We start from the raw sequence: 24395 nt of genomic DNA on the forward strand, positions 1-24395 counted from the left end.
CAGCCTCAGGCGCCCCGCGCGCCCTTCACTGGCCAGTCGCGCAGCTTGCCGGGATTCAGCAGCCCCATCGGGTCGAAGCGCTTCTTCACCGCGATGACCTCGGACGGCAGCGGCCCGCCGGCCTTGCCGTCTTCCACGATGTTCACGTGCGGGTTGTTGATGTGCACGTTGTGCTCGCGGTGGATGCGCATGATCTCCTGCAGCCGCTCCTCGGTGCTGAAGCGCACCAGCTGCAGCCCGCTGCAGGTCATGAGGCCCGCCACGTTGCGGATGAACTCCAGGTGCATCATCACCTCGCCGCCCAGCAGCTTTTCCATCTCGATCACCTGCTCGACATGCTTGCCGGGCACGAAGCCGCTCTGCAGGTAGGTCAGCGTCGGATCGATCTTGAGCGCGTGCAGCGTCGTGTGGTTCCAGGTGAATTCCATCAGCGTGCGGTTGCTCTTCTGCACCTCGGCCGCCGTCTTGCGATAGCTCACCGTGCCGCCGTGCGCCTCGGCCAGTTGCAGCATCGCGGGCTCGCACGGTTCGGCCACCAGCGACAGCACCGTATGGCAGCCCTTGGGCAGGTGCACCGCCAGCTGCGCCAGGTGGTCCGAGATGGGCGCGGCGAAGAATGCGACTTCGCGCTTCACGATGCCCGGCGCGTTCGCGAGCTTGTCGGCGAAGTGCAGTGCGCCCTCGAAGTTGTCGAAGGTAACCAGCGTCTCCAGCCACGGATGCGCGGGCGCCAGGGCGATTTCCAGCTCCAGCACCAGACCGTTGGTGCCCCACAGGTGGTGCATGCGCATTGCCTCGGCGCCGCGCAGCTCGACCACCTGCGGCTCCGCCTCGATGCTCATCGCGCGGATGCCGAGCACATTGCCCGGCGCACCCAGCGGCCCGTAGTTGATGGAACCCACGCCGCCGAAGCCGCCGCCGAAGAGGCCGCCCAGCGTCGCGCTGCGGTAGGTCGATGGCACGCAGCGCATTTCCTGGCCGGTGGGCTTGGTCTGCTTCTCGAGTTCACCGAGGCGGATGCCGGCCTGCGCACGTGCCACGCCGGGCCGCACCCACAGGCAGCTGTTGTAGCCCGTCATGTCGAGCACCACGCCGCCGGCCAGCGGCGTGGTCTGGCCGTAGTTGCCGGTGCCGCTGCCGCGGATGGTGATCGGCACGCCGCGGCGCGCGCAGGCGCCCACCACGGTGCGGATCTCTTCCTCGGTGCGTGGGCGCACCACCACGTCGGCGCGCTTGTCCTTGAGCTGGCGGTTGAGCACGGGGCTGAACCACGAGAAGTCCTGCGACAGGCGCGTCACGCGGCTTTCGTCGCTGATCCAGTCGAGGTCGGGCAGTTCGAGCAGCAGTTGCTCGATGGCGGAAACGGGAGCGTTCATGGTCAAGGTCAATCCTGGGAAAGTTCGCTCGCATGCCACGAGCCCAGCGCCACCTTGGTGAGCCAGGCCATCAGCACGAAGAGCGCGACACCGGTGAGGGAAATGAGCAGCAGCGCGGCGAACATGCGCGGAATGTTCAGCTGGAAGCCCGCCTGCAGGATCTGGTAGGCCAGCCCCGCGCCGGAGCCGCCCGTGCCCGCGACGAACTCCGCCACCACCGCGCCGATCAGCGCGAGGCCGCTGGAGATGCGCAGCCCGCCGAAGAAATACGGCAGCGCGCTCGGAATGCGCAGCCGCACCAGCTGCTGCCAGCGCGTCGCGCGGTTGAGCTTGAAGTAGCTCTGCAGGTCGGGGTCGATGCTGCGCAGGCCCAGCGTGGTGTTGCTGATGATGGGGAACAGCGCCACCAGCGCCGCGCACACTGTCATGGCGGCCACCGGGTTCTTCACCCAGATGATGATCAGCGGCGCCACCGCCACGATGGGCGTCACCTGCAGCAGCACCGCATACGGAAAGAGCGCGGTCTCGATGCGCTTGCTCTGCACGAACAGGAACGAGATCAGCACGCCCGCAACAGTGGCCAGCAGGAACGACAGCACCGTGATCTTCAGCGTGACCAGCAGCGCATTGCCCAGCGGCGCCCAGTCGGTCACCAGCGTCTGCATCATCAGGTAGGGCGAGGGCACGAGGTAGGCGGGCAGCTCCATCGCCACCACCATCCACTGCCACAGCGCCACCAGCACCACGCCGATCAGCACCGGGTACAGCACGCGCTGCACGCGCGGCTGGCTCAGAAGGGGCATGTTCTTTTTCATCGCGCGTGCTCCTCGTCGGTGCTGCTGGCGCGCAGCAGGCTGTCTTGCAGCTGCTTGGCGTGGCGCGCGAATTCAGGCGTCACCATGAAGTCGGCGCTGCGCGGGTACGGTTCGTCGATGTGGAACTGCTCGACCACGCGGCCGGGCCGCGCGGCCATCATCACCACGCGGCTCGACAGGAACACGGCTTCGTGGATCGAGTGCGTCACGAAGATCACCGTGAGCTTCTTCTTGCGCCACAGCTCCAGCAGGTCGGCGTCGAGCTTGTGGCGCGTGATCTCGTCGAGTGCGCCGAAGGGCTCGTCCATCAGCAGCAGGTCGGGCTGCGTGACGAGGCCGCGCGCGATCGACACGCGCATCTGCATGCCGCCCGAGAGCGCGCGCGGCAGCGCGTCGGCGAACTTCTCCAGCCCCACAAGCGCTAGCGACTCCATCACCCGCGCGTCGGCCTCCTTGCGCGGCACGCCGGCCAGGTCCAGCGGCAGCCGCACGTTGGTGCGCACGCTGGCCCACGGCATCAGCGTGGGCGACTGGAACACGAACGACATCTTGCGTGCGCTGTCGTGCAACTGGCCCACCGGCTTGCGCCACACCAGCAGCCGCCCGTCGCTGGGCTCGAGCATGCCCGCCACCATCTTCAGCAGCGTGCTCTTGCCGCAGCCCGAGGGGCCGAGCAGCGTGACGAATTCGCCCTCGGCGATCGACAGGTCCACCGGCAGCAGCGCCTGCGTGCCGTTGGGGTAGGTCTTCTCGGCCGAGAGCACTTCGACGGCTGGCACCGAAGGCGAGAGTTCCGGCGGTGGCGCCAGGGTGTGGGGTTCGATGCGGTTCATGCGGCGGGCCTTGGCAAGATCAGGGCAGGACCTTGGCGTCCTTCACGAACTCGGTCGTGTACGTCTTGGCCAGCTCCACTTTCGACGGGTCGAGCAGCTTCGCGCTCACGAGGAAGTCGTAGCTCGCCTTGGCGCGCGCATCGGTCATCACGCCGATGCCCAGCTTGGCTGCGTCGCCGCCGGTGATCATCCCCATCTCCTTGAGCTTGGCGACGCTGTAGGCCAGCTGGTCGTCGGTCATGTTGGGGTTGTCCTTCTTGATCAACGCGTTGGCGGGCGCCGGATCGGCGAGGTAGCTCTTCCAGCCTTCGGCCGAGGCCTTCACGAAGGCGGCGACCTGCTTGTTGCGGTCCTTCAGCGTCTTTTCCATGCACGACACGGTGGTCGCATAGGCGGGGAAGCCGTGGTCGCTGAACATCAGCACCGTGCTCTTCACGCCGGCTTTCTGGATGGCATAAGGCTCGGAGGTCAGGTAGCCCTGCTGCGCGGTGTTCTTGTCGGCCACGAAGGGCTGGATGTTGAAGGTGTAGGGCCGCGTCTGCTCGTCGGTGAAGCCGAACTTGGCCTTCAGCCAAGGCCAGTAGCCGCGCTGCGCCTGCGCGCCGATGAGCAGCGTCTTGCCCTTCAGGTCTTCGAACTTCTTCACGTCGTCATGCGCGATCAGCACCTGCGGGTCTTTCTGGAAGAAGGCCGCCACGTTGACCACCGGCACGCCGCCTTCGCGCACCTGCATCATCTGGATGTCGCTCGAGCCCATGATGCAGTCGGCCTGGCCGGCGGCCATCATCTGCGTGATGTTGACCTGCGGGCCACCCATCTTGATGGTCACGTCCAGGCCGTACTTCTTGTAGATGCCCTGCGCCACCGCCTGGTAGAAGCCGCCGTGCTCCGCCTGCGCGTACCAGTTGGTCATGTAGGTGAACTTGTCCTCGGCCTGCGCGGGCGCGGTGGCGAGGAAGGCGATGGCGGCGGCGCCGGCCAGGGACAGTGCGAAGGAGCGCATGGTGGGGACCTTTCGGAGGCTGGAGAGTTTTCGGAGAAAAGAATGCGGTGAACGGGTCGATGCAAGAAGCAGGCTCAGGCGGCTTCGAATTGCTGCTGGATGAAGCCCTGCTGGTGTCCGCGCTCCCAGGTGGCTTCCTCGCGCACGACCCAGCGCAGCGCGTAGAGCTCTGTCAGCGCCTGCACCCAGCTGTCGGAGAGCGTGTCCAGGATGGCCTCGCCCTGTTCGCGCGTGGCCGTGGTCGGGTCGCCGATGACGCCGCTCGGGCCGAAGTCGCGCGCGGTCCAGGCGCAGGCCGGGCGGCCGTCGGCCGACAGCAGCTTGATGGGAAAGGGCGGCGGAAAGTTGGCCACCGCGCGCTCCATGTGCACCGTCTCGGGCGCGAGCGCGAGCATCAGCGCGGTCTCGGAATGGCCGGCGTGCATCGCGAGCTTTTTCTCCTGCTCGCTCACCTGCTTGCTGGCCGCGCTCGGCAGCCGTGACACGCCGTGCGGCACCACCACGAAGTCGCCGTGGCGCAGCCGCAGTTCGCGCGCGGCCATCTCCAGCACCTGCGGCTGGCCGCCGTGGCCGTTGGCGAACAGCAGCTTGCGAAAGCCGGCGCGATACACCGATTCGCCGATCTCGGTCACGGTCGCGAGCAGCGTGGTGCCGGTGAGCGTCATGGTGCCCGGAAAGTGCAGGTGCTCCTCCGACTTGCCATAGGTGATGGGCGGCAGCGCGAAGGCGCGCACATCCGCCGGCAGCTTCTCGAGCGCCTTGCCCATCACGCCCGACGAGATGACGCTGTCGACCGAGCACGGCAGGTGCGGCCCGTGCTGCTCGATGGCGCCGCAGGGCAACACGATGACTGTGTTCTCGCGGTCGGGCAGCGCGGCGATTTCTGTCCAGCTCAGGTAGGGCAGGAAGCGGTGGGGCGGGATGTAGCCGTGGAGCATGGGAGTCCTTGTGTTCTCTACTTGGGGAAGAAAGGCGTCGCGTCGCCGTGCGTCACCCGGCCGTCGCGCAGCACAACGCGGGTGGCAGTGCGCGAGGGCCAGCCGTGGCGGTCGGCCTGCATGAACAGCACGAGATCGGCCTTCGCGCCGACCAGCGTGGGGTTGGATGCCGCTGGCGCGCGCTGCAGCCAGTCGCCGCGGCACAGCGTTTGCGACCAGGTGTCGAAGGGCTCGTCGAGCTGCGCCACCAGCGCGGCGGTGCCCAGCGCTTCTACGGGGTCGAAGCTGCCGAGCCGGCAGAAGGGGTCTTGCACGTTGTCGCTCGCGAACAGCAGCGGAATGCCGCGCTCGCGCGCTTCCTTCACCAGCGTGATGCCGCGCTGGCGCGGCGTGCGGCCGGTGACGGCGTCCTGCAGCAGCAGGTTGGTGGCGGGCAGCGACACCACGGTGATCGGCGCGCGCGCCACCGCGTCGAGCGTGGCGAAGGCCTGCGCCTCCGGCTGGGCAGAGAGCGCGCAGATGTGGCCGCAGACCACGCGGCCTTCGTAGCCGATCTCGCGCAGGATGCGTGCCGTGGTCTGCAGTCCGACCGCGGCGGCGTTGAGCTCTTCGTCCACATGCAGGTCGATGTCGAGGTCGCAGGCCTGCGCTGCCACCAGCAGGTTGCGCAGCGCGTTCTCGCTCCAGTTGGTGGAGTGCACGAAGCCGCCGAGCAGCGCATGCGGCCCGGTGGCCTTCACCTGCTTCGCGAGCCGCATCGCCTGCGCCGCGTCTTCGAACAGCGACAGCTTGATGAGGCTCACCTGCTCCAGCCGCACCTTGCCGGCCCATTCCTGCGCAAGCTCGGCCATCACCGGCCAGGCCATCGGCAGCGACTCGGGCTCCCACCAGTCGACGTGCGTGCGCACATGCGTGGTGCCGCATTCCCAGGCCCACTGCAGGCCGCGAGAGGCGCGCTCGCGCACGTCGGCGGATGTCCAGTGCACGCGGTCGGCGAGCATCGCGTCGATGGCGCCGAGCAGGCCGGGCCGCACCTCTTTCATGCGCGGCAGGGTGAAGGCCTTGTCGAGGTGCGTGTGGGCATCGACGAAGCCGGGCAGCGCCAGCCTGCCGGCGGCATCCCAGCCCGGCGAGGCGGGCAGGTCGGTGCCGTGCATCGGCCGCACCGAATGCACGCGGCCCGCCTCGATCGCGATGCGTGCCAGCACCGGCACGCCCTCGTGCAGCGGCCAGTCCGTCGGCAGCAGCCAGCGCGGCAGCCGCAGGTTGTCGATGTGCGAGGGCGCGTTCATGCGAAGCGCGCCATCGCCTGGCCCACGCGCGCCATGAAGCGCTTGAGCTGGGGCTCGGTCGCGATGTTCATGTGGTAGTGGGCGTGGTAGTCCACCTTGGCCTTCTGGCCGGTGAGCCGCTTCATGTAGCGCGTCACGATCTTTCGTGGCGGGTCGCCCATGTACATCGCCATCCAGCGGGGGCGGCCGTAGGTGACCACGGCGCTGATGCGCTTGATGTGCGTGAGCATCGGCTTCACGTTGGCCGGGTCGCTGATGTCGAAGGCCACGCCGGGCATGAAGAGCCGGTCGAAGTAGCCCTTGAGCATTGCCGGCAGGCCGAAGCACCAGGTCGGAAAGCAGAACACGATGCCCTCGGCCCACTGCAGCCGTTCCACGTAGGGCGCGAGCGGCAGCTGGTTGGACGGCACGTCGTGGTAGCCCAGCCGCTCCTCGCGCGACAGCACCGGGTTGAAGCCCTCGGCGTAAAGGTCGCAGTCGTCCACCTCGTGCCCGGCGGCGCGCAGGTTCTTCAGCACCTCCTGGTGCAGGGCGGCATGGAAGCTGGTTTCGACCGGGTGGCAATAGACGACGAGCACGCGCATGGTGTGTTTGACCGCTTAATCAGAGCAAGTGGTCAGGTTATGCAAGCGACGTGCCAGCGGGCGCGCACAGGCGGGGGCGGGGCCCTTCAGTTTTTCTCGCCGTGGCCGATATCCGGAGGCTGGGCGCCGTGGCGGCGCCCGCGAATCATGTTCTTGCGGATCGGGCTTTATGAAGGGAAGTTGGCTTCAATCCGGCCGCCGCGGCCTGGGAGGTGCGGTAGCCGTGCTGCTTCTTGCACCGATCTTGTGCGGCGCCGAGTCCACGGCGGGCAGCGGCAGCGCCTCGGCGCGGGTGCGCATCGCCGTGACCGTGCCACCGGTGTTCCGCGTACTGCAAGTCACGCCGACCCCCGAGGGCTATGACTACCGGGTGTGGACGAACATGAAGTCCGTCGTCATCGGCGGGCAGGAGTATCGCTTCGACTCGGTCGGCGAGACCACGCTGAAGCTGCGCATCCCACCGGATGGGCTGTGGTGGGTGCACGGGCTCTGAACACGGCCGGTCGACGCCGGCCGCGTTCAGCGCATCAGAGGTTTTCCGAGCGCTCGGCCTTGGTGGGCGACAGGCACAGCACGCCCGTGCAGTTCAGCGACCGGAAGAAGATCGGTGCATCCGGCTCGCCGAAATAGCGCAGGCCGTTGGCCGTCTGTGCGTTGGCCTGCGCCGCGTTGGCTTCCTGCAGGCCGAACAACGTGTCGGGGTTGTCGAGGAACTCGAACTCGTAGGTGCTGGCCTGCGTCGTGTCCTTCAGGTACAGGAAGAAGCCTTTCTCCTCGCCATTGCCGTCGATCAGAGACCGGCTCTTCAGCAGCCGGTAGCCCAGGGCGCCCTGGTCCTGGATCTGCTTCTTGACATCCGGGAAGTCGCCGCCGACGACGCTCAGCGGGCTGGTCACCGCCTTCATCTCGTACTGTGCAGGGCTGCTGCGGTCCTTGATGAAGAACTGCTTGCGTTCGTGCGACAGGCCGACCGTCTCCACATTCCATGGCCTGAAGCCGTTGGCGCCCATCGAGTTCGCGGTGGCGAGCAGGTCGGCCACTGTCGCCGGGTAGTCCGCGGCTTCGACTTCATAGGTGGTCGGCGCGCCTTCGTCCTTTCGATAGAGCATGGCGAAGATGATGTTGGAGTCAGGCGGTGGCGTGTTGTCGAGATGGCCAAGGAACTGAATGAAGACCTTGCCTTGCGCTCCCTGGTCCTTCATCTGTTGCAGCAGGCGGGGCATCACGTCGGCTTGCTGCACGTTGATCACGATGGTCTTGTACTCGTAGCTGTAGGTGGTGTCCGTGTCATTCACCATCAGGAACTGGTCGCGCAGCGACACGATGGTGCCACCCGCCGAGCCTTCGATGTAGCGGTAGCCCGCGGCGCCTTCGCGGTTCAGCAGCGCGATGTAGTCGTCATAGCGCTTCGTGGCCGAGTCGACGTCCGGGTCGCGGTCCTGATCGAAAGTCAGGTACTTGTAGTTCGCGCTGATCGGCGTGGGTGTCGGGGTGGGATTGGGGTTCGGCTGCGGCTGCGGCTGCGGGTTCGGTGCGGGACCCGGGTTCGGCCCCGGCCCCGGCCCCGGGTTCGTCCAGATCGGCAGGTCGCCGCCTCCTCCTCCGCCACCACCGCCACATGCCACCAGCGTTGCCGCGAGCAACGCGGCAACGAGCAACTTCGTCTTCATGATCCTCAGCTCCTTATGCTTCGATTCGCTTCGACGGAACAGCCCGCCGGCGAAGGGTGCGAAGGTAGGTGCGCCCGCCCGCTGCCACTAGTGCCGAAAGTCACTTGGCGAATCGGGCGCGTGGGCCCGCACAGGAGAGGTAAGAAGAAAGGCTAGGCTTTGATGCCGCAGCCGCCCAGCACGAAGGCCACCAGCTCGCGCGCGATCGGTTCGCGGTCGATCGGTGCGTCGGGCGGCAGGCCGAGCATCACGCGCGTCTGGATCGCGTAGTCGGCGTAGCTCTGGGTCATGGCCCAGATGTGCATCAGCAGGATGCGCGCATCGAGCGGGCGCATCTGCCCGCGCGCGATCCAGCCATTGATGATGTCGACCTTCTTCTGCGTCCACGCCCGCGCGTTGGGCCAGTAGCGGTCGAGGTTGCGCCCGCCGTCGAGGATCTCGCGCGTGAAGATGCGCGACATCTCGGGGCTGTCGATCGCATGGTCGAGCTTCTTGCGGATGTAGTCGCCCAGCACCGTGGCCGGGTCGCTCGCGTCCTCGAAGGAGAAAACCACCTTCCACGCATGCAGCACCTGCATCAGCAGCTCTTCGTAGAGCTCTTCCTTGCCCGCGATGTAGTAGTGCAGCTGGGGCTTGGTCAGGCCCGCGCGCGCCGCGATGGCCTGGGTCGAGGTGCCCTTGAGCCCATGCAGGCTGAACTCCATGACCGCGGCGGTGCGGATGGCCGCCATGATGCGTTCGCGGCCCGGGCGCGCGCGCGACAGCGGGCCGTCGGGTGCGGGCATTTCCTGGGCGGCGGTCGGGACGGGGAGGGCGGCGGATTCGGCGTTCATGGCAAGGGTGGCAGCGGTGCGCGCGGTCGATGGTAATCCTTCGCGCATGGCCGTATGCCATGCCGGCATGAGCGCGCAGGGCATGCGGGCATGGTTCATGTATCTTCCTCGCCGCCTCGAATAATTCATTTCAACCAAGGAGATCTCCATGTATCTTTCCCCCCGTTTCAGGGCCTTCGCGGCCGGCGCGGCATTGCTCGCCGCCAGTGCGCTCGCGCAGGCACAGCAGGCGCTCCCCAATGTGGTGATCCTGGCGACCGGCGGCACCATTGCGGGCGCAGGCGCCTCGGCCGTCAACAGCGCCACCTACGCGGCCGCCAAGGTCGGTGTCGAAAAGCTCATCGCAGGCCTGCCGGAGCTCTCCAAGGTGGCCAACGTGCGCGGCGAACAGGTGTTCCAGGTCGCATCGGAAAGCCTCACCAACGACAACCTGCTGACGCTCGCCAAGCGCGTGTCGGCACTGTCGAAGCAGAGCGACGTCGACGGCATCGTCATCACGCACGGCACCGACACGCTCGAGGAAACCGCCTACTTCCTGACGCTCACCGTGCACACCAGCAAGCCGATCGTGGTGGTCGGCTCGATGCGCCCGGGCACCGCGCTGTCGGCCGACGGCGCGCTCAACCTGTATGACGCCGTGAGCGTGGCGGGCAGCAAGGACGCCATGGGCAAGGGCGTGCTGGTGACGATGAACGACAACATCGACAGCGGCCGCGACGTGAGCAAGAACGTCAACATCAAGACCAGCGCGTTCTCCAGCCAGTGGGGTCCGCTGGGCATGGTGGTCGAGGGCCGCAACTACTGGTTCCGCGCACCGGTCAAGCGCCACACCATGAACTCGGAGTTCAACATCGACAACATCAGCGCGCTGCCGCCGGTGGAAATTGCGATGGGCTACGAGGGCGTGTCGTCCATCGCCATCGACGCCATCGCCAAGAGCGGCGTCAAGGCGCTGATCCACGGCGGCACCGGCAACGGATCGGTGGCCGACCGCATCGTGCCTAACCTGCAGAAGGCGCGCGCCGATGGCGTGATCGTGATCCGCAGTTCGCGCGTGCCCGACGGCTTCGTCATCCGCAATGCCGAGCAGCCCGACGACAAGTACGACTGGGTGGTGGCACACGACCTGCGCCCGCAGAAGGCGCGCATCCTGGCGATGGTTGCCTTGACCAAGACCAGCGACACCAAGGAACTGCAGCGAATCTTCTGGGAGTATTGAGCCCGCGGGCTCAGCGCGCGGTGCGGCTCTTGCGGTGCCGCGCGTACTCCAGGCTGCTCACGCACACGAGCAGCCAGGCGAAGCCGGTCAGCAGGCCGGCCGCCACATCGCTTGCGAAGTGCACCTGCAGGAAGATGCGGCTGCAAGCGATGGTGACGATGGCCCCGACGGCGGCCATTGCACCCGGCACGTGCCAGCGCGCAGGCAGCGTGCGCAACACCAGGTACAGCAGCATCCCGTAGCTCACGATCGCGCCAGCGCTGTGGCCGCTGGGAAAGCTGTAGCTCGTCTCCAGCGCCAGACCGTGGTCGTGCAACGGCCGGGCCCGCTCGAAGATGTGTTTGAGCGCAGGGTTCAGCAACACGATGCCGCCCAGGGCCAGCACCCAGCCCAGTGCCAGGCCGCGGTGCGCATGCCACCACAGCACGGTCGCCACCAGCAGGCACACCGGCCCGAGGAAGGCCGCGTCGCCCAGGTGCGTGACCCAGCTGAACGTCACCAGCGCCGCCCAGGGCAAATGGGTGGCGATGGCATCGGTCAGCGCATGGTCAGCCTGGCCGAGCACGCGGCCGTCGGAGATGTTCGAGGCGATCCATGCGAATAGGCTCGACGCCAGCAGGATCAGCACGAAGCCCGAGGCGAGGCCGAGCGCGATGCGCGGCTCGCTGGGCTCTTCGGTGTCTTGCGCCTTGAAGTGGCGCTTTTGCAGCACATGGCAGGCCGCGCCGGCACCGAGCACGGACAGCGCGAGAAGGGAAAGGAACCAGGGCAGCGCGTGCGCGCCGAGCTGCTGGGCAGCAATGACAAGGGGGGCAAGGGGTGCAAGAGAGGCTTCCGTCGACATGCGGCGCACCCTAAGGCCGCACCGCCTCGCTGGCAAGAGAAAGTCCGAATACTTCAGCGCAGCCGAAGGCCTTGTCGCGCGCCACGTAGTCCCAGCGTTCCACGCGGCACGCGCGTCGGCCATCGGCGATGTCCGCGCGCACCACGTTCACCGAGTTGGGATGCCCGGCGCGCACGCGCGACGACACGGCCGTGCCGGCCTGCACCGCCCAGGCCGTGCGCACGCAGCCCGAGAACGCGTCGTGCAGCGGACGCACGAACGGCAGGTGGATGTGCCCGCCCAGGATGAGGTCGGCCCCCGCCGCGCTCCAGCGCGCTACCGCCCGCTCGCGCCCATGCAGGCGGTTGCCCAGGTCCTGCGTGCGCGTGACCATCACTGGCTGGTGCGTCACCACCACGCGCACCTGCGAAGGCGCGGCCAAGGCCAGCCGCTGCGCCACCCGCTCGACTTGCGCGGGCGAGACCGCGCCGTCTTCGTGCCGGTACCAGCGCGTGGTGTTGACCGAGATCACCAGCCACTCGGGCGACTCGAACTCGGGCTCCAGGTCGTCGCCGAAGACCTGGCTGTAGCGCGCGTAGGGCGAGAAGACGCGCGCGGCCAGCTGGTACAGCGGAATGTCGTGGTTGCCCGGAACCGCCAGCACCGGCGCGCCGAGCCGGTCGGCAAAGGCGCGCGCCGCCGCAAACTGCGCCACGGTGGCACGCTGCGTGATGTCGCCGGAGAATACGACCACCCCCGGTGACAGCGCACCCGAAAGCCGCTCCAGCGCCTGCAGCACGTCAGGCTGCTCGGTGCCGAAGTGGGGGTCGGAGATCTGCAGCAGGCAACTCATCGGGAGCTCATTGGGCGCTCATTCGCGCGCCGCTTCGAGTTCGGGCGCCGTCTGCGCGGGGCGCACCAGCCACAGCCGCTCCGGCGACACGCGAAACAGCAGCGGCATGTCGGCCCAGCCGATCTCGCCGTCGGTCGCCACCTTCACACGGCGTGCACCCGTCATGCCCGGCGAGCGAGGGGCCTTCACCGTGAGCGACTCGAACGGAAAGCTCAGCACCTCGTCTGCGTCGCCGAGCCGACCGAGCGCGCCGCGCACCAGCAGGCCGGGCATTGACAGCGGCCCCACGGGCTTGAGCGCGATTGCCGCCAACTGGCCCTGCTCGGGCACGTCGGCCTCGGCAATGCCGACCTGGTGCAACTGCAACGGGTTGTTGCCCACGAACAGCGTGGGCGTGCGGATGTCGCGCTCGTTGCCGCGCCAGGCCATGTGCAGGTTCCAGTGCCGGTGGCCGCGCAGCACCGACAGCAGGCCGGCGCCCAGGGCGATCCAGCGGCTGCGTCCGTAGCGCGCCTTGTAGGTCTCGCGCTCTTCCAGCAATTCCGCGTACAGGCCCATGCTGGCGTTGACCAGGAACACCCGGTCGTTCACCAGCCCGACCTGCACCGGCCGGGGCTGCTCGGTCAGCAGGATGTGCAGTGCCCGCGCCGTGTCGCGCGGAATGCCGTGGGTGCGGCTGAAGTAGTTGAAGGTGCCCTGCGGCAGCACGCCAAAGGCGCAGCCGCTGCCCAGCGTGGCCTGGGCCACCGCGTTGATGGTGCCGTCGCCGCCCGCGGCCACCACCACGCCGCCCACGGCGCGGGCACGCTCGACGGCCTCGCGCGCGAGCGCCTGGACCCGGCCGGGACCGTCGATCAGGAAGATGCGGTGCTTGCGCCCGGCGGCCGCGCAGCCTTCCTCGATGACCCGGCGGGCCTCGGCCACGTCCTCGCTGCCGGAGCCGGCATTGAGCACGATGAACAGGGGGGAGTCGGGTCCGGTTTCTGGCGCTGGCATGTTTCTGGAAGGTGGGGCGGCGCGGGGGCGGGGGTGACGGGGTGAGGTGTTGTCTCACCCGCGGCGCCGCTCCGCGAGCAGGCGACTTCCCGAGCCGCTGTGGGAGAGTTGCCCTCCGAACGTAAAATCGCCCGCTTTCGCGGTGCTTCGCCGCGCTACCGTCCAATGTCCGGCCCCTGCCGGCCAGCTTCATGTTGACCTTCCAGCAAATCATTCTCAAACTGCAGTCGTACTGGGCCGACAAGGGCTGTGCGCTGCTGCAACCGTACGACATGGAAGTGGGCGCGGGCACCTCGCACACCGCCACCTTCCTGCGCGCCCTCGGCCCCGAGCCCTGGAAAGCCGCCTACGTGCAGCCCAGCCGCCGCCCCAAGGACGGCCGCTACGGCGAGAACCCGAACCGCCTGCAGCACTACTACCAGTACCAGGTCGTGCTGAAGCCCGCGCCTTCCAACATCCTCGAGCTCTACCTCGGCAGCCTCGAAGCCCTGGGCTTCGACCTGAAGAAAAACGACATCCGCTTCGTCGAAGACGACTGGGAGAACCCCACGCTCGGCGCCTGGGGCCTGGGCTGGGAAGTCTGGCTCAACGGCATGGAAGTGACGCAGTTCACCTATTTCCAGCAGGTCGGCGGCATCGACTGCAAGCCAATCACCGGCGAAATCACCTATGGCCTGGAGCGCCTGGCCATGTACCTGCAGCAAAAAGAGAGCATCTACGAACTGGAATGGGCGCCCGGCGTGACCTACGGCGACGTCTATCACCAGAACGAGGTCGAGCAGTCGACCTACAACTTCGAGCACAGCGACGCCGAGTTCCTTTTCACCGCCTTCAACGCGCACGAGAAGCAGGCCAAGCACCTCATGACCGAGCAGCTCGCGCTGCCGGCCTACGAGCAGGTGCTCAAGGCCGCGCACAGCTTCAACCTGCTCGACGCGCGCGGCGCGATCAGCGTGACCGAGCGCGCGGCCTACATCGGCCGCATCCGCAACCTCGCGCGCAGCGTGGCGCAGAGCTACTACGACAGCCGCGAGCGCTTGGGCTTCCCGATGGCGCCGCGCGAATGGGTCGCGCAGATCCCCCCGAAGAAGGCGGCCTGAGCCATGACGACTCCCATGAAGAATTCCCTGCTGGTTGAACTGTTTGTCGAAGAACTGCCGCCCAAGGCGCTGAAGAAGCTCGGCGACGCCTTTGCGGGCGTGCTGCGCGACCAGCTCGTGGCGCAAGGCCTGGCCGAAGCCGGCTCGGTGCTCACGCCGTACGCCTCGCCGCGCCGCCTGGCCGCGCACCTCACGCACGTGGCAGAGCGCGCCGCCGACAAGGCCGTGTCGCAGAAGCTGATGCCCGTGGCCGTTGGCCTCGACGCCTCGGGCCAGGCCACCCCCGCGCTGCTCAAGCGCCTGGGTGCGCTGGGCGCCGACGCCTCGGCCGTGCCCGGCCTCAAGCGCGCGATGGACGGCAAGGCCGAAGCCCTGTTCTACGAAAGCACCGCCAAGGGCGCCACGCTGGCCGAGGGCCTGCAGAAGGCGCTGGCAGAGGCCATCGCCAAGCTGCCGATTCCCAAGGTCATGAGCTATCAGCTCGAAAGCGGCTGCGAGCTTCCGGGCTGGACCAGCGTGAGCTTCGTGCGCCCGGCGCACGGCCTGGTGGCGCTGCACGGCGACGCCGTGGTGCCCATCGAGGCCCTGGGCCTGAAGGCCGGCCGCGAAACGCACGGCCACCGCTTCGAGGCGGCGCTCGATCCGGTCGTGCTGCGCGACGCCAACAGCTACGCGCTGCAGCTGCAGGAAGAAGGCGCCGTCATCGCCAGCTTCGAGGCGCGCCGCGCCGAAATCGCGCGCCAGCTGGCCGCAGCGGCGGTGAAGGTCGGCGGCGGCTCGGTGCCCATCCACGACGACGCGCTGCTCGACGAAGTGACCGCGCTGGTCGAGCGCCCCAACGTGCTGGTCTGCAGCTTCGAGCGCGAGTTCCTCGAAGTGCCGCAGGAATGCCTGATCCTCACGATGAAGGCCAACCAGAAGTACTTCCCGCTGCTCGACGCATCGAGCAGGCTCACCAACAAGTTCCTGGTCGTCAGCAACATCAGCCCCGACGACGCGAGCGCGGTCATCGGCGGCAATGAGCGCGTGGTGCGCCCGCGCCTGGCCGACGCCAAGTTCTTCTTCGACCAGGACCGCAAGAAGTCGCTGGCCTCGCGCGTCGAGTCGCTGGGCAAGGTGGTCTATCACAACAAGCTGGGCACGCAGGGCGAGCGCGTGGAGCGCGTGATGCGCATCGCGCGCGGCATTGCCGAAAAGCTGGGCGATTCGGCGCTGGCCGCGCAAGCCACCCAGGCCGCGCAACTGGCCAAGGCCGACCTCGTGACCGACATGGTCGGCGAGTTCCCCGAACTGCAGGGCATCATGGGCCGCTACTACGCCCAGCACGACGGCCTCGACGCCGCGGTGGCCGATGCCATCGAGGACCACTACAAGCCGCGCTTCGCAGGCGACGAGCTGCCGCGCAACAGCGTGGGCCTGGTGGTCGCGCTGGCCGACAAGCTGGAAACGCTGGTAGGCATGTTCGGCATCGGCAACCTGCCTACCGGCGATCGCGACCCGTTCGCGCTGCGCCGCCATGCGCTCGGCGTGATCCGCATGCTGATCGAAAAAGACCTGCCGCTGGGCCTCGACGCGTTGCTGCAGGACGCCGCCGCGCAGTTCAGCGGCATTGCCGGTTTCGAAAGCAGCCGCGCCACGGGCGAACTGCAGGACTTCATCCTCGACCGCCTGGCCGGCAGCCTGCGCGAGCAGGGCGCCAGCGCGCAGGAGGTCGACGCCGTGCTGGCGCCGCGTCCGCAGCGCCTGGGCGAAGTGCCCAAGCTGCTTGCGGCGGTGCGCGCCTTTGCCGCCCTGCCCGCCGCCGCCGCCCTGGCCGCCGCCAACAAGCGCATCGGCAACATCCTCAAGAAGGCCCCCGAGGCCGACGCGCACGTCAGCGAACTGCTGCTGCAAGAGCCCGCCGAGAAGGCGCTGCACGCAGCCATGGCGCAGGTGGTGCCCGCCGCCAACGCGCAGTTCGAAGCCGGCGACTACACCGCCTCGCTGCAGACGCTGGCCGCGCTGCGCGAGCCGGTCGACGCCTTCTTCGACGGCGTGATGGTCAACGCCGAGCAGGCCGACCTGCGGCTGAACCGCCTGGGCCTGCTGATGTCGCTGCACGCCGCTATGAACCGCGTGGCGCAGCTCGAGCGGCTGGCCGTCTGAGTTCCCGCGCTCGATAATTCGCCCCATGAACCGGCAACAACAGATCGACGATTTCCTGCTCCAGGCGCACCGCCTGGCGGTATCGCGACTGCGCGCCGATCCGGGGCGGATCGCAGATGTTTCGGCAACGCTCGAACGATGGCAGGCGCAGGCCGGAGCGACCCGGTCCGACGCCTACTGGAACGAGTGGCGGGCCATGCTGGCGGCGGGTGTCGATGCCATCGAGGCCGCTACTTGCGGCACCGACGACCACGCCGTGGCGCTGCGCAATGTTTCTCCCGTTGGCGTCCTCATGACGCAGCGCGAACGCGGCGAACTCCTGCGTGCGGCGCGGCAAGGCGCACATGCAGCGTAGCGAAGCGGAACATGTGCTGCGCGCGGCGGCCGCGATTGCGCAGGAGCAGTCGTTTGTCGTGATCGGCAGCCAGGCGCTTCTCTTCCTGTTGCAGGATGCGCCGCAGAGCCTGCTGGTTTCGCGCGAACTCGATCTCTATCCGGCGCTGCATCCCGAGAAGTCGGACCTGATCGATGGCGCCATCGGCGCGTTGTCGAGCTTCGACGACACCTTCGGCTATCACGCGGACGGCGTGGGCCCGGAAACGGCGGTGATGCCGGGCGACTGGATGCAGCGCGCCAGCCTTCACTATGTCGGTGAACTGACGGTAGTGTGTCCGGAGTTGCACGACCTGGCGTTGTCCAAGTGCGTGGCGGGACGCGAGAAAGACGCCGATTTCGTGCGCGAGCTGCTCAGGCTCGAGCTGGTGTCGCCGGTGGTCCTGCGCGAGCGCGCCGCGTTGCTGGATGTGGCGAAATACCCGATGGCGCAAATTGGCGACTGGATCGAACGGCGTCGCATCGAAGCGGGAGTGCATTCATGAAACTCGTCATCCTCGACCGCAACGGCACGATCAACGTGCACCGCGAAGACTTCGTCAAGAGCGACATCGAGTGGACGCCGCTGCCTGGTGCGCTGGAGGCGGTGGCGCGGCTCAACCATGCGGGCTGGCACGTGGTGATCGCGTCCAACCAGTCGGGCCTGGGCCGCGGACTGTTCGACATGGCCTCGCTCAACGCCATGCACGCCAAGATGCACAAGATGCTCGCGGCGGTGGGCGGCAGGATCGACGCGGTGTTCTATTGCCCGCACAGCCCGGACGAGGATTGCGACTGCCGCAAGCCGAAGCCGGGCCTGTTCCTGCAGATCGGCGACCGCTACGGCATCGATCTGAAGGGCGTGCCTACCGCGGGCGACAGCCTGCGCGATCTCCAGGCCGGCGCGGCCGCCGGCTGCGAGCCGCACCTCCTGCTCACGGGCATGGGCGCGGCCTGCCGCGGCGTCGATCCGCTGCCTTCCGAATATCCGGCGAATACGGTGGTCCACACCGACCTCGCCGCCTTTGTCGATTTTCTGCTCGCGCGCGAAGCGCGGGCCGCTTTGCAGGTGACTGTCTGATGGCGTTTTTCCGTTCCGTTCTCCACGCGCTGTGGATGCTCGTCACCGTGATTCCCTGGGGCATCATCATGTGCGTCAGCTCGCTCTGGAAGCGCGGCATTCCGCTCTACTGGATGGCGGAGCGCTGGCTCGGCTGGGCCATCGGCGGCGCGCGCGTGCTGCTGGGCATCAAGACGCGCGTGAGCGGCATGGAGAACCTGCCGACCGACAAGCTCGCCGGCGCGGTGCTGCTGGTCAAGCACCAGTCCACGCTCGAGACTTTCCTGATGCCCACGCTGATGCCGCATCCGCTGGCCTACGTGTTCAAGAAAGAATTGATCTACATCCCGTTCTTCGGCTGGGCGATGGCCCGGCTGGACATGATCCACATCGACCGCAGCCAGCGCGCGCAGGCCTTCAACAAGGTGGTCAGCCAGGGCCGCAAGCTGCTGGCGCAGGGCATCTGGATCATCATGTTCCCCGAGGGCACGCGCATTCCGCGCGGCCAGAAGGGCACCTACAAGAGCGGCGGCACGCGGCTGGCCTGCGAGACCGGCGTGCCGGTGATCCCCATTGCCGTGACCTCGGCCAAGGTGTGGCCGCGCAAGGCCTTCATCAAGCGCCCGGGCGTGGTTGACGTGTCGATCGGCCCGGCCATCTCCAGCGTCGGCCGCAAGCCCGACGAACTGATGCGCGAAGTCGAGGCCTGGATCGAGGCCGAGATGCGCCGCCTCGACCCCGAGGCCTATCGCGACAGCCCGCCGCAGCTGCAGCAAGAAGCGGCGAGCTGAACGAAAGAGAACCCGCCATGGGGGGCCTGCTGCAGTTCACGCTGGACCTGTTCGAGGGACTGGGGAGCGAGTTCGCCCCGCGTGCGCCGGCACCCAAGCCGCCGCGCCGCGCGAAGAAGCCTGCCGGCCCCGTGGCCGCGCCTCCTGCTGTCGGTCCCGCCGCGCCGCCTGCGCCAGTGGCGCCGCGCGACCTGGTTCCCGGCCCGCCGGCCGTGCCGCTGGCCGACACCCTGACGCTCGCCAGCTTCGCGCACCCGCAGGCCACGCGCGAACTGGTGCTCGGCTCGGCGCGTGTGGCCTATGAATTCAAGCGCGGCAACCGCAAGACCATCGGCTTCCTCGTGGGCGCCGAGGGGCTGTCGGTGCGCGCGCCGCGCTGGGTGGCGTTGCGCGATGTCGATGCGGCCATCCGCGAGAAGTCGGACTGGATTTTGCGCAAGCTGGCCGAGACGCAGCAGCGCCACGCGCGCGTCGAGGCCACGCGCATCGAGTGGCGGGACGGCGCGGAGTTTCCGTTTCTCGGCGAGCCGGTGGTGATCCGGCTCGACCCGAAGCACGGCTTTGCCAGCGTCGGCGGCACGCTGGACGAAAAGGAAGGCGCCGGGCCGCGCGTGCTGCGCCTGGCGGTGGCGCAGAACGCCGAGCCCTCTCAGATCCGCGACGCGGCGCAGGCCTGGCTCACGCGGCAGGCGCGCAAGCTCTTCATCGAGCGGCTCGACCACTTCGCGCCGCTGCTCGGCGTGCGCTGGCAGAAGCTGTCGCTGTCGAACGCGGCCACGCGCTGGGGCAGCGCGAGCGCCGACGGGTCGATCCGGCTCAACTGGCGGCTGATTCATTTCCGCATGCCGGTGATCGACTACGTGGTCGCTCATGAACTGGCCCACCTGCGCGTGATGGACCATTCGCACCGCTTCTGGGAAACCGTCGAGAGCGTGGTGCCCGACTACGACCAGCTGCGCCGCCAGCTCAAGGACGAAGCGGTTCCCCGCTGGTCCTGAAGCCTGCCGGGCCGGCTCAGCGTGCGTGCGTGACGCCGCCGTCCACCACCAGCGTCGAACCCATCACATAGTCGCCCGCGCGCGACGCCAGGTAGATGGCCGCGCCCGCCATGTCTTCCGGCACGCCGATGCGTCCGGCGGGAATGCGGCCCTTGACCTCGTCGCCGTGGTCGCGCGCGTCCTTGTTCATGTCCGAGGCAAAGGCGCCGGGCGCGATTGCGCTCACCACGATGCGGTCTTGCGCCAGCCGCAGTGCCATGCGCCGCGTGAGCTGGATCAGGCCGGCCTTGCTGGCCGCGTACGAGTAGGTTTCCTGCGGATTGACGGAAATGCCGTCGATCGAGGCGATGTTGATGACCTTCGCGAGGTGGTCCGTAGCGGCCTTCTTGAGCATCGGCGTGAGCGCCTGGGTGAGGAAGAAGGGCGTCTTGAGGTTCAGGTCCACTACCTTGTCCCAGCCGCTTTCCGGGAACTCCGCATAGGGCGCCCCCCAGGCCGCGCCGGCGTTGTTCACCAGGATGTCGAGCGTGCCTTCGTGCTTCGCATAGGCCTCTACCAGCTTCTGCGCGCCTTCCACCGTCGACACGTCCGCCGGCAGCGACACGCAGTGGCCGAATGCCGACAGCTCTTTTGCCGTCTGGTCGCAGGCCGCGGCCTTGCGCGCCGAGATGTACACGCGCGCGCCCTGGGCCAGGTAGCCCTCGGCGATCATGCGGCCGATGCCGCGCGAGCCGCCGGTGATCAGTGCGGTGCGGCCCTTCAGCGAGAAGAGTTTGGTGGTGTCCATGGTGCGGTTGTCTCCTGAATGAAAGATTTTCAGGAAACGAGCTTAGTGCGCGCCGCGCCCCGGCCGCGTCACCTTGGTGCCAGCGACAGGTTCCGGGGGCTGGTGAAGCGGCGCGGCTCGCCGGTGACCGGGTCGGTGAAGGCCACCGACTTGGCCAGCAGCTGCAGCGGCTTGTCGAAGTCGTCGGTGTTCTCGGGCAACAGCACGGGGTAGATCGGGTCGTTGACGATCGGCATGCCCAACGCCTGGCAGTGAACGCGCAACTGGTGCTTGCGGCCGGTGACCGGCGAGAGCTTGAGCAGCGCTTGGCCGTCGCGCGCGGCCAGCAGTTCGATGTGCGTCTCGGAGTTGGGCTCGCCGGGCTCCTCGCGCACGCGCATGAAATGGTCGTCGTCGACCAGCCTGCTGCGGTAGGTGGAGGGCACCGACGAGACGCCGTCCTGCCAGGGCACGACCGCTTCGTAGTGCTTGTCGATGCGGCGCTCGGGAAACATCGCCTGGTAGGCGCCGCGCGTTTCGGGCCGCACCGAGAACAGCACCAGCCCCGAGGTGCTGCGGTCGATGCGGTGCAGCGGCACCAGGTCGTCGATCTTCAGCTTGCGCTTGAGCCGCACCAGCAGGCTTTCCTGCAGGTATTTGCCGGTGGGCGTGACCGGCACGAAAGGCGGCTTGTCGACCACCAGCAACTGGTCGTCCTGGAACACCACCTGTTCCTCGAAAGGAATGTGCACCTCGTTGTCGAGGGAGCGGTAGTAGTACACGCGCAGCGGCGACTGGTAGCGGCGCTGCGCCGTCACCGGCACGTGGTACTCGTCGATCACGTCGTTCGCCGCGATGCGTTCGAGCCAGGCCTCGCGCGTGATGGCGGGGAAGCGCTCGATCAGGAACTCGGCGATGGTCGGCCAAGGGCCATGGGGCAGGCCGACGCAACTGGGGCCAACGCCATCGCGCGTGGGCAGCGGCAGCTGCGGCGGCCGGCGTCTCGTCATCGCGCGGTTGCTTCCCGCAGCAGCGGCAACGCTTCGGCAAACGAAGGCCGCGCGGCGGGAACGGGCTGCAGGCAACGGTCCTTGAAGGCGCTCACCGATGCCGGCGCTGCGTCGGTGCAGCGCTCGAGCAGCTCTTCGAGCAGGCAACCGAAGGCGCGCATTTCGAGCGCCTGGAATGCACGTGCCTGCGCATCGTCGAGCGAGCCGGTCATCCAGGCCGCTCCGAAGTCGCCGAGCCGGCCTTCGCCTTCGGGGCTGCGCAGGATGTTGTGCGCATACAGGTCGCCATGAAGAATGCTGCGCGCATGCAGATGCTGCATGGCCGACGCGACGTCCCGCGCGATGCGCAGGGCGACGGCGGCGGGCCAGCGTGCATCGTCCGCATAGACGTCGCGGGTGCACGATGCCAGGCTCGGCGGCCCCGCGAGCGTGGTGAAGCGCTGGTCGACCAGCCCCATCACCAGGCCTTCGGTGCCCTGTGGATGCCCGTCGATGCGGCTTTGCGCCGCGATCAGCGTGGGGTGCGCACCCGCGCCGATGCAGGCGGCCATTTCGCTGTGAGGCCAGCCGTCGCTGGTGACAGCGCCCTTGAACAGCTTGACCGCCACCTGTTGCGATGCGCCGAGCGTCGCCTGGTGGATCACGCCCGATGCGCCTTCGCCGAGCTTGCGGCCCAGCGTCAGTTCATGCCAGTCGACATGCGGTACCGACCGCGCGGCGATGGCGGCGTCTTCGGCTTGCGTGTCGAAGGGGTTGCCGGCGCAGGCGAGCCACGACAGGCGCGGCAGCGTCGGCAGCCATCCGGGCAGCGTCTCGAAGCGGTTGGCCGAGATGCGCAGCAGTTCGAGCCGCTCGAGCTCGGCCATCGAAGGCGGCAGCGCTCGCAGCAGGTTGCCCGCCAGCATCAGCTTCTGCATGCGAGTGCATGCGCCGAGCGCATCGGGCAGTTCTTCGATCTGGTTGTCGGTGAGGATCAGCCAGCGCAGCGAAGGCGGCAGGGCGGCGGCCGGCACGCTGCGGATCCGGTTGGCCTTGAAGCCCACGATGTCGAGGCTGTGGCACCGGCCGACGGCTTCGGGCAGCTCGGTGAAGCGGTTGTCGGAGCAGAAGAGCACGCGCAGCCTGTGAAGGCGGTGCAGGTCGTCGGGCAGGGTGTCGAGCGCATTGCCCGACAGGTTCAGTACCTCGAGCGAATCGGCAAGGTCCAAAACCTCTCGCGGAAACTCGGTGAGTCCGCACGAGAGGTCGATTCTTGTTGCGCCTGCCAGCCGGCCCGCGCGCAGCTGAGCCAGCGTGTCGTCCATCCGGAGAGTCTAAGCCGTGGTGGCTTTGGGGCCGAAGCGGTAGATGCCGTCCTTGCCCAGCTCGCGCTTCACCTGGCCGGAGAACCACAGCAGGTGCAGGTGGGCCACGGTCTCGCCCATGGCGAAGGTCATCTGGTGCAGGTCGAGCTCGCGCTTGAACAGGATCGGTAGGCCTTCGGCAGCGGTGAGCGGGCGCGCCACGCAGGCTTCGAGCAGTTCGGCCAGTCGGTCGCGGTGGTGCTCCTGCAGCTGTTCGACGCGGCGGTGGATGCCGGTGAACGGCTTGCCGTGCGAGGGCAGGCCCAGCGTGTCGGCCGGCAGGGCCTTGAACCTGTCGATGCTGTCGAGAAAGAGCCGCAGCGAATTGGCCTCGGGCTCGCCCGCATGCACGCTCACGTTGGTGGAAATGCGCGGCAGCATCATGTCGCCGCCCAGCAGCAGCTTGAGTTCGTCGCAGTACAGCGAGATGTGCTCCGGCGCATGGCCGTAGCCGCTGATGCATCGCCAGGCATGGCCGTCGATCATGACGGTGTCGCCGTCGAGCATGCGCACGAAGCTGTCGGGCACCGAGGGCACCATGTTCGCGTAGTAGTTGGTGCGCGCGCGGATCTTGGCGATGGATTCGGGGTCGGTCAGGCCGTGCGAGGCAAAGAAGCGCGCGGCCTGTTCGCCGCCTGCCAGGGTGTCGCCGGCGGTGCTGAGCACGCGCGCCACGTGGTAGTCGGTAGAGCTGATCCACAGCGGCACGTTCCAGCGCTGGCACAGCCAGTGGGCCAGGCCGATGTGGTCGGGGTGCATGTGGGTGACGATGACGCGCAGGATCGGCAGGCCCTGCAGCTGCGTCTCGAAGATCTGTTCCCACTGCGCGCGGGCCTCGTCGTGGGCGATGCAGCAGTCGACCACCGTCCAGCCCGTCACGCCGTCGATGGTGTCGCGCAGCAGCCAGAGGTTGATGTGGTCGAGCGCGAAGGGCAGCCGCATGCGGATCCAGCGCACGCCGGGCGCCACTTCCATGGCTTCGCCGGGCTGGGGCAGCGTGTCGCCCAGGGGGTAGTGGAGTTCGCGTTCGAGGAGGTTCATGTAAGATTGACGTTTACGTAAACGTCATGGAATAAGGGCACCATTGTAGGGATCACGGGGGAAACCTGCTGTCGCCCCGGTAACCCTCCTTCCGGCGTTCCTTTCGCCTCCACTGTCGTCATGCCTGCGCAAACCTTCACCATCAGCCAGCTCGCGAAGGAATTCGACCTCACGACGCGGGCCATCCGCTTCTACGAGGACATGGGCCTGCTCACGCCCGAGCGCGCCGGGCTGCAGCGCATCTACAGCGCGCGCGACCGCGCCCGGCTCACGCTCACGCTGCGCGCCAAGCGCCTCGGCCTGAGCCTGACGGAGGCCAAGGACATCCTCGACATGTACGACAGCCCGCGCGACACGGTGCCGCAGCTGGAAAAGTTTCTCGGCGTGCTGGGTGCCCACCGGGCCCAGCTCGAGGCGCAGCTGGCCGAACTGCAGGCGAACCTCGCGGAAGTGCGCGAGCACGAGAAAAAGGGGCGCGCCACGCTGGCCAGGGCGCAAAAGGCCGCCAAAGCCTGAAAACACACGACTCATCGA

Annotated in this window: 26 protein-coding genes; 10 read left to right on the forward strand and 16 right to left on the reverse strand. The window is 67.9% G+C overall.

The genetic code is table 11. From position 1 onward, the window contains the following. Positions 1–5: 5 nt before the first annotated feature. The 7 genes from ACWV14_RS04470 to ACWV14_RS04500 all read right to left on the reverse strand — a co-directional run bounded on the left by ACWV14_RS04470 (position 6) and on the right by ACWV14_RS04500 (position 6841). Positions 6–1376: an FAD-binding oxidoreductase gene (locus ACWV14_RS04470; protein WP_454907826.1), complete on the reverse strand. Its 1371-nt coding sequence runs from the start codon at positions 1374–1376 to the stop codon at positions 6–8. 8 nt (positions 1377–1384) lie between these two features. Continuing rightward, positions 1385–2191 carry an ABC transporter permease gene (locus tag ACWV14_RS04475; RefSeq protein ID WP_454906432.1) on the reverse strand — a complete coding sequence of 269 codons (807 nt, stop codon included), beginning with the start codon at positions 2189–2191 and terminating at the stop codon, positions 1385–1387. Beyond that, positions 2188–3024, reverse strand: a complete 837-nt coding sequence (locus tag ACWV14_RS04480) for an ABC transporter ATP-binding protein (protein WP_081270157.1) — start codon at positions 3022–3024, stop codon at positions 2188–2190. The genes ACWV14_RS04475 and ACWV14_RS04480 overlap by 4 nt, the downstream gene beginning before the upstream one ends. 19 nt (positions 3025–3043) lie before the next feature. Then, the gene (locus tag ACWV14_RS04485; RefSeq protein ID WP_454906430.1) at positions 3044–4027 is read right to left on the reverse strand and encodes an ABC transporter substrate-binding protein; all 984 of its coding nucleotides are present in this window, start codon (positions 4025–4027) and stop codon (positions 3044–3046) included. Positions 4028–4101: 74 nt separating this feature from the next. Beyond that, positions 4102–4965 carry a creatininase family protein gene (locus ACWV14_RS04490; RefSeq protein ID WP_454906428.1) on the reverse strand — a complete coding sequence of 288 codons (864 nt, stop codon included), beginning with the start codon at positions 4963–4965 and terminating at the stop codon, positions 4102–4104. Positions 4966–4982: 17 nt separating this feature from the next. Then, positions 4983–6257, reverse strand: coding sequence for an amidohydrolase family protein (locus ACWV14_RS04495; RefSeq protein ID WP_454906426.1), 1275 nt, complete (start codon positions 6255–6257; stop codon positions 4983–4985). After that, positions 6254–6841, reverse strand: coding sequence for an NAD(P)H-dependent oxidoreductase (locus ACWV14_RS04500; RefSeq protein WP_285414265.1), 588 nt, complete (start codon positions 6839–6841; stop codon positions 6254–6256). The genes ACWV14_RS04495 and ACWV14_RS04500 overlap by 4 nt, the downstream gene beginning before the upstream one ends. A gap of 223 nt (positions 6842–7064) precedes the next feature. On the opposite strand from ACWV14_RS04500, the gene ACWV14_RS04505 reads away from it, so the two are divergent. Next, complete coding sequence (locus ACWV14_RS04505; protein ID WP_454906424.1) at positions 7065–7334, forward strand: hypothetical protein; 270 nt, start codon at positions 7065–7067, stop codon at positions 7332–7334. A gap of 34 nt (positions 7335–7368) precedes the next feature. Here ACWV14_RS04505 and ACWV14_RS04510 read toward each other — a convergent pair whose 3' ends face one another. Continuing rightward, the gene (locus tag ACWV14_RS04510) at positions 7369–8511 is read right to left on the reverse strand and encodes a hypothetical protein (protein ID WP_454906422.1); all 1143 of its coding nucleotides are present in this window, start codon (positions 8509–8511) and stop codon (positions 7369–7371) included. Positions 8512–8663: 152 nt separating this feature from the next. Beyond that, complete coding sequence (locus tag ACWV14_RS04515; RefSeq protein WP_422089122.1) at positions 8664–9344, reverse strand: TetR family transcriptional regulator C-terminal domain-containing protein; 681 nt, start codon at positions 9342–9344, stop codon at positions 8664–8666. A 148-nt stretch (positions 9345–9492) separates the two neighbouring features. Between ACWV14_RS04515 and ACWV14_RS04520 the strand changes: the two genes are divergently transcribed. Continuing rightward, a complete protein-coding gene (locus ACWV14_RS04520) occupies positions 9493–10563 on the forward strand; it encodes an asparaginase (RefSeq protein ID WP_081270152.1) in 1071 nt (356 codons plus the stop codon). Between the two features lie 10 nt (positions 10564–10573). On the opposite strand, the gene ACWV14_RS04525 is transcribed toward ACWV14_RS04520, so the two are convergent. Genes ACWV14_RS04525 through ACWV14_RS04535 form a run of 3 tightly spaced genes read right to left on the reverse strand, consistent with a single transcriptional unit; the run spans position 10574 to position 13235 of the window. Continuing rightward, positions 10574–11407 carry a phosphatase PAP2 family protein gene (locus ACWV14_RS04525; protein WP_454906420.1) on the reverse strand — a complete coding sequence of 278 codons (834 nt, stop codon included), beginning with the start codon at positions 11405–11407 and terminating at the stop codon, positions 10574–10576. A 10-nt stretch (positions 11408–11417) separates the two neighbouring features. Then, positions 11418–12239: a metallophosphoesterase family protein gene (locus ACWV14_RS04530; protein ID WP_454906418.1), complete on the reverse strand. Its 822-nt coding sequence runs from the start codon at positions 12237–12239 to the stop codon at positions 11418–11420. 18 nt (positions 12240–12257) lie between these two features. Then, on the reverse strand, positions 12258–13235 hold the full coding sequence (locus ACWV14_RS04535; protein WP_454906416.1) for a diacylglycerol/lipid kinase family protein: 978 nt from the start codon (positions 13233–13235) through the stop codon (positions 12258–12260). 191 nt (positions 13236–13426) lie between these two features. Between ACWV14_RS04535 and glyQ the strand changes: the two genes are divergently transcribed. The 7 genes from glyQ to ACWV14_RS04570 are packed head-to-tail and all read left to right on the forward strand — an operon-like array spanning position 13427 to position 19701. Continuing rightward, complete coding sequence (glyQ, locus tag ACWV14_RS04540) at positions 13427–14335, forward strand: glycine--tRNA ligase subunit alpha (RefSeq protein WP_454906414.1); 909 nt, start codon at positions 13427–13429, stop codon at positions 14333–14335. A 3-nt stretch (positions 14336–14338) separates the two neighbouring features. Further along, on the forward strand, positions 14339–16480 hold the full coding sequence (gene glyS, locus ACWV14_RS04545; protein ID WP_454906412.1) for a glycine--tRNA ligase subunit beta: 2142 nt from the start codon (positions 14339–14341) through the stop codon (positions 16478–16480). A 25-nt stretch (positions 16481–16505) separates the two neighbouring features. Next, the gene (locus ACWV14_RS04550; protein ID WP_454906410.1) at positions 16506–16835 is read left to right on the forward strand and encodes a hypothetical protein; all 330 of its coding nucleotides are present in this window, start codon (positions 16506–16508) and stop codon (positions 16833–16835) included. After that, the gene (locus ACWV14_RS04555; RefSeq protein ID WP_454906408.1) at positions 16804–17358 is read left to right on the forward strand and encodes a DUF6036 family nucleotidyltransferase; all 555 of its coding nucleotides are present in this window, start codon (positions 16804–16806) and stop codon (positions 17356–17358) included. Before ACWV14_RS04550 ends, ACWV14_RS04555 begins: the two co-directional genes overlap by 32 nt. Continuing rightward, positions 17355–17933: a D-glycero-beta-D-manno-heptose 1,7-bisphosphate 7-phosphatase gene (gmhB, locus tag ACWV14_RS04560; RefSeq protein ID WP_081270146.1), complete on the forward strand. Its 579-nt coding sequence runs from the start codon at positions 17355–17357 to the stop codon at positions 17931–17933. Before ACWV14_RS04555 ends, gmhB begins: the two co-directional genes overlap by 4 nt. Further along, entirely contained in the window at positions 17933–18703 is a 771-nt protein-coding gene (locus ACWV14_RS04565; RefSeq protein ID WP_454906406.1) for a lysophospholipid acyltransferase family protein, read from the forward strand. Before gmhB ends, ACWV14_RS04565 begins: the two co-directional genes overlap by 1 nt. 17 nt (positions 18704–18720) lie before the next feature. Further along, positions 18721–19701 (forward strand): M48 family metallopeptidase, encoded by a 981-nt coding sequence (locus ACWV14_RS04570; protein ID WP_454906404.1) that lies wholly within the window; start codon positions 18721–18723, stop codon positions 19699–19701. 16 nt (positions 19702–19717) lie between these two features. Here the strand turns inward: ACWV14_RS04570 and ACWV14_RS04575 are convergent, their stop codons facing one another. The 4 genes from ACWV14_RS04575 to ACWV14_RS04590 all read right to left on the reverse strand — a co-directional run bounded on the left by ACWV14_RS04575 (position 19718) and on the right by ACWV14_RS04590 (position 23861). After that, entirely contained in the window at positions 19718–20488 is a 771-nt protein-coding gene (locus ACWV14_RS04575) for an SDR family oxidoreductase (RefSeq protein ID WP_454906402.1), read from the reverse strand. A 68-nt stretch (positions 20489–20556) separates the two neighbouring features. Continuing rightward, positions 20557–21477, reverse strand: coding sequence for a pseudouridine synthase (locus tag ACWV14_RS04580; RefSeq protein ID WP_454906400.1), 921 nt, complete (start codon positions 21475–21477; stop codon positions 20557–20559). After that, positions 21474–22781, reverse strand: a complete 1308-nt coding sequence (locus ACWV14_RS04585; RefSeq protein ID WP_454906398.1) for a leucine-rich repeat-containing protein kinase family protein — start codon at positions 22779–22781, stop codon at positions 21474–21476. Before ACWV14_RS04585 ends, ACWV14_RS04580 begins: the two co-directional genes overlap by 4 nt. Before the next feature lie 9 nt (positions 22782–22790). Then, a complete protein-coding gene (locus ACWV14_RS04590; protein WP_454906396.1) occupies positions 22791–23861 on the reverse strand; it encodes an MBL fold metallo-hydrolase in 1071 nt (356 codons plus the stop codon). Between the two features lie 120 nt (positions 23862–23981). Between ACWV14_RS04590 and ACWV14_RS04595 the strand changes: the two genes are divergently transcribed. Further along, positions 23982–24377: a MerR family transcriptional regulator gene (locus ACWV14_RS04595; protein WP_081269634.1), complete on the forward strand. Its 396-nt coding sequence runs from the start codon at positions 23982–23984 to the stop codon at positions 24375–24377. Positions 24378–24395 lie beyond the last annotated feature (18 nt).

The sequence above is a fragment of the Variovorax durovernensis genome (genome assembly GCF_977011995.1).

Excerpts from the sequence above, each read along its gene's own strand:
- ACWV14_RS04470 (WP_454907826.1), bottom strand. The coding sequence starts at position 1,376 with ATGAACGCTCCCGTTTCCGCCATCGAGCAACTGCTGCTCGAACTGCCC.
- ACWV14_RS04475 (WP_454906432.1), bottom strand. The coding sequence starts at position 2,191 with ATGAAAAAGAACATGCCCCTTCTGAGCCAGCCGCGCGTGCAGCGCGTG.
- ACWV14_RS04480 (WP_081270157.1), bottom strand. The coding sequence starts at position 3,024 with ATGAACCGCATCGAACCCCACACCCTGGCGCCACCGCCGGAACTCTCG.
- ACWV14_RS04485 (WP_454906430.1), bottom strand. The coding sequence starts at position 4,027 with ATGCGCTCCTTCGCACTGTCCCTGGCCGGCGCCGCCGCCATCGCCTTC.
- ACWV14_RS04490 (WP_454906428.1), bottom strand. The coding sequence starts at position 4,965 with ATGCTCCACGGCTACATCCCGCCCCACCGCTTCCTGCCCTACCTGAGC.
- ACWV14_RS04495 (WP_454906426.1), bottom strand. The coding sequence starts at position 6,257 with ATGAACGCGCCCTCGCACATCGACAACCTGCGGCTGCCGCGCTGGCTG.
- ACWV14_RS04500 (WP_285414265.1), bottom strand. The coding sequence starts at position 6,841 with ATGCGCGTGCTCGTCGTCTATTGCCACCCGGTCGAAACCAGCTTCCAT.
- ACWV14_RS04510 (WP_454906422.1), bottom strand. The coding sequence starts at position 8,511 with ATGAAGACGAAGTTGCTCGTTGCCGCGTTGCTCGCGGCAACGCTGGTG.
- ACWV14_RS04515 (WP_422089122.1), bottom strand. The coding sequence starts at position 9,344 with ATGAACGCCGAATCCGCCGCCCTCCCCGTCCCGACCGCCGCCCAGGAA.
- ACWV14_RS04520 (WP_081270152.1), top strand. The coding sequence starts at position 9,493 with ATGTATCTTTCCCCCCGTTTCAGGGCCTTCGCGGCCGGCGCGGCATTG.
- ACWV14_RS04525 (WP_454906420.1), bottom strand. The coding sequence starts at position 11,407 with ATGTCGACGGAAGCCTCTCTTGCACCCCTTGCCCCCCTTGTCATTGCT.
- ACWV14_RS04530 (WP_454906418.1), bottom strand. The coding sequence starts at position 12,239 with ATGAGTTGCCTGCTGCAGATCTCCGACCCCCACTTCGGCACCGAGCAG.
- ACWV14_RS04535 (WP_454906416.1), bottom strand. The coding sequence starts at position 13,235 with ATGCCAGCGCCAGAAACCGGACCCGACTCCCCCCTGTTCATCGTGCTC.
- glyQ (WP_454906414.1), top strand. The coding sequence starts at position 13,427 with ATGTTGACCTTCCAGCAAATCATTCTCAAACTGCAGTCGTACTGGGCC.
- glyS (WP_454906412.1), top strand. The coding sequence starts at position 14,339 with ATGACGACTCCCATGAAGAATTCCCTGCTGGTTGAACTGTTTGTCGAA.
- ACWV14_RS04550 (WP_454906410.1), top strand. The coding sequence starts at position 16,506 with ATGAACCGGCAACAACAGATCGACGATTTCCTGCTCCAGGCGCACCGC.
- gmhB (WP_081270146.1), top strand. The coding sequence starts at position 17,355 with ATGAAACTCGTCATCCTCGACCGCAACGGCACGATCAACGTGCACCGC.
- ACWV14_RS04565 (WP_454906406.1), top strand. The coding sequence starts at position 17,933 with ATGGCGTTTTTCCGTTCCGTTCTCCACGCGCTGTGGATGCTCGTCACC.
- ACWV14_RS04570 (WP_454906404.1), top strand. The coding sequence starts at position 18,721 with ATGGGGGGCCTGCTGCAGTTCACGCTGGACCTGTTCGAGGGACTGGGG.
- ACWV14_RS04575 (WP_454906402.1), bottom strand. The coding sequence starts at position 20,488 with ATGGACACCACCAAACTCTTCTCGCTGAAGGGCCGCACCGCACTGATC.
- ACWV14_RS04580 (WP_454906400.1), bottom strand. The coding sequence starts at position 21,477 with ATGACGAGACGCCGGCCGCCGCAGCTGCCGCTGCCCACGCGCGATGGC.
- ACWV14_RS04585 (WP_454906398.1), bottom strand. The coding sequence starts at position 22,781 with ATGGACGACACGCTGGCTCAGCTGCGCGCGGGCCGGCTGGCAGGCGCA.
- ACWV14_RS04590 (WP_454906396.1), bottom strand. The coding sequence starts at position 23,861 with ATGAACCTCCTCGAACGCGAACTCCACTACCCCCTGGGCGACACGCTG.
- ACWV14_RS04595 (WP_081269634.1), top strand. The coding sequence starts at position 23,982 with ATGCCTGCGCAAACCTTCACCATCAGCCAGCTCGCGAAGGAATTCGAC.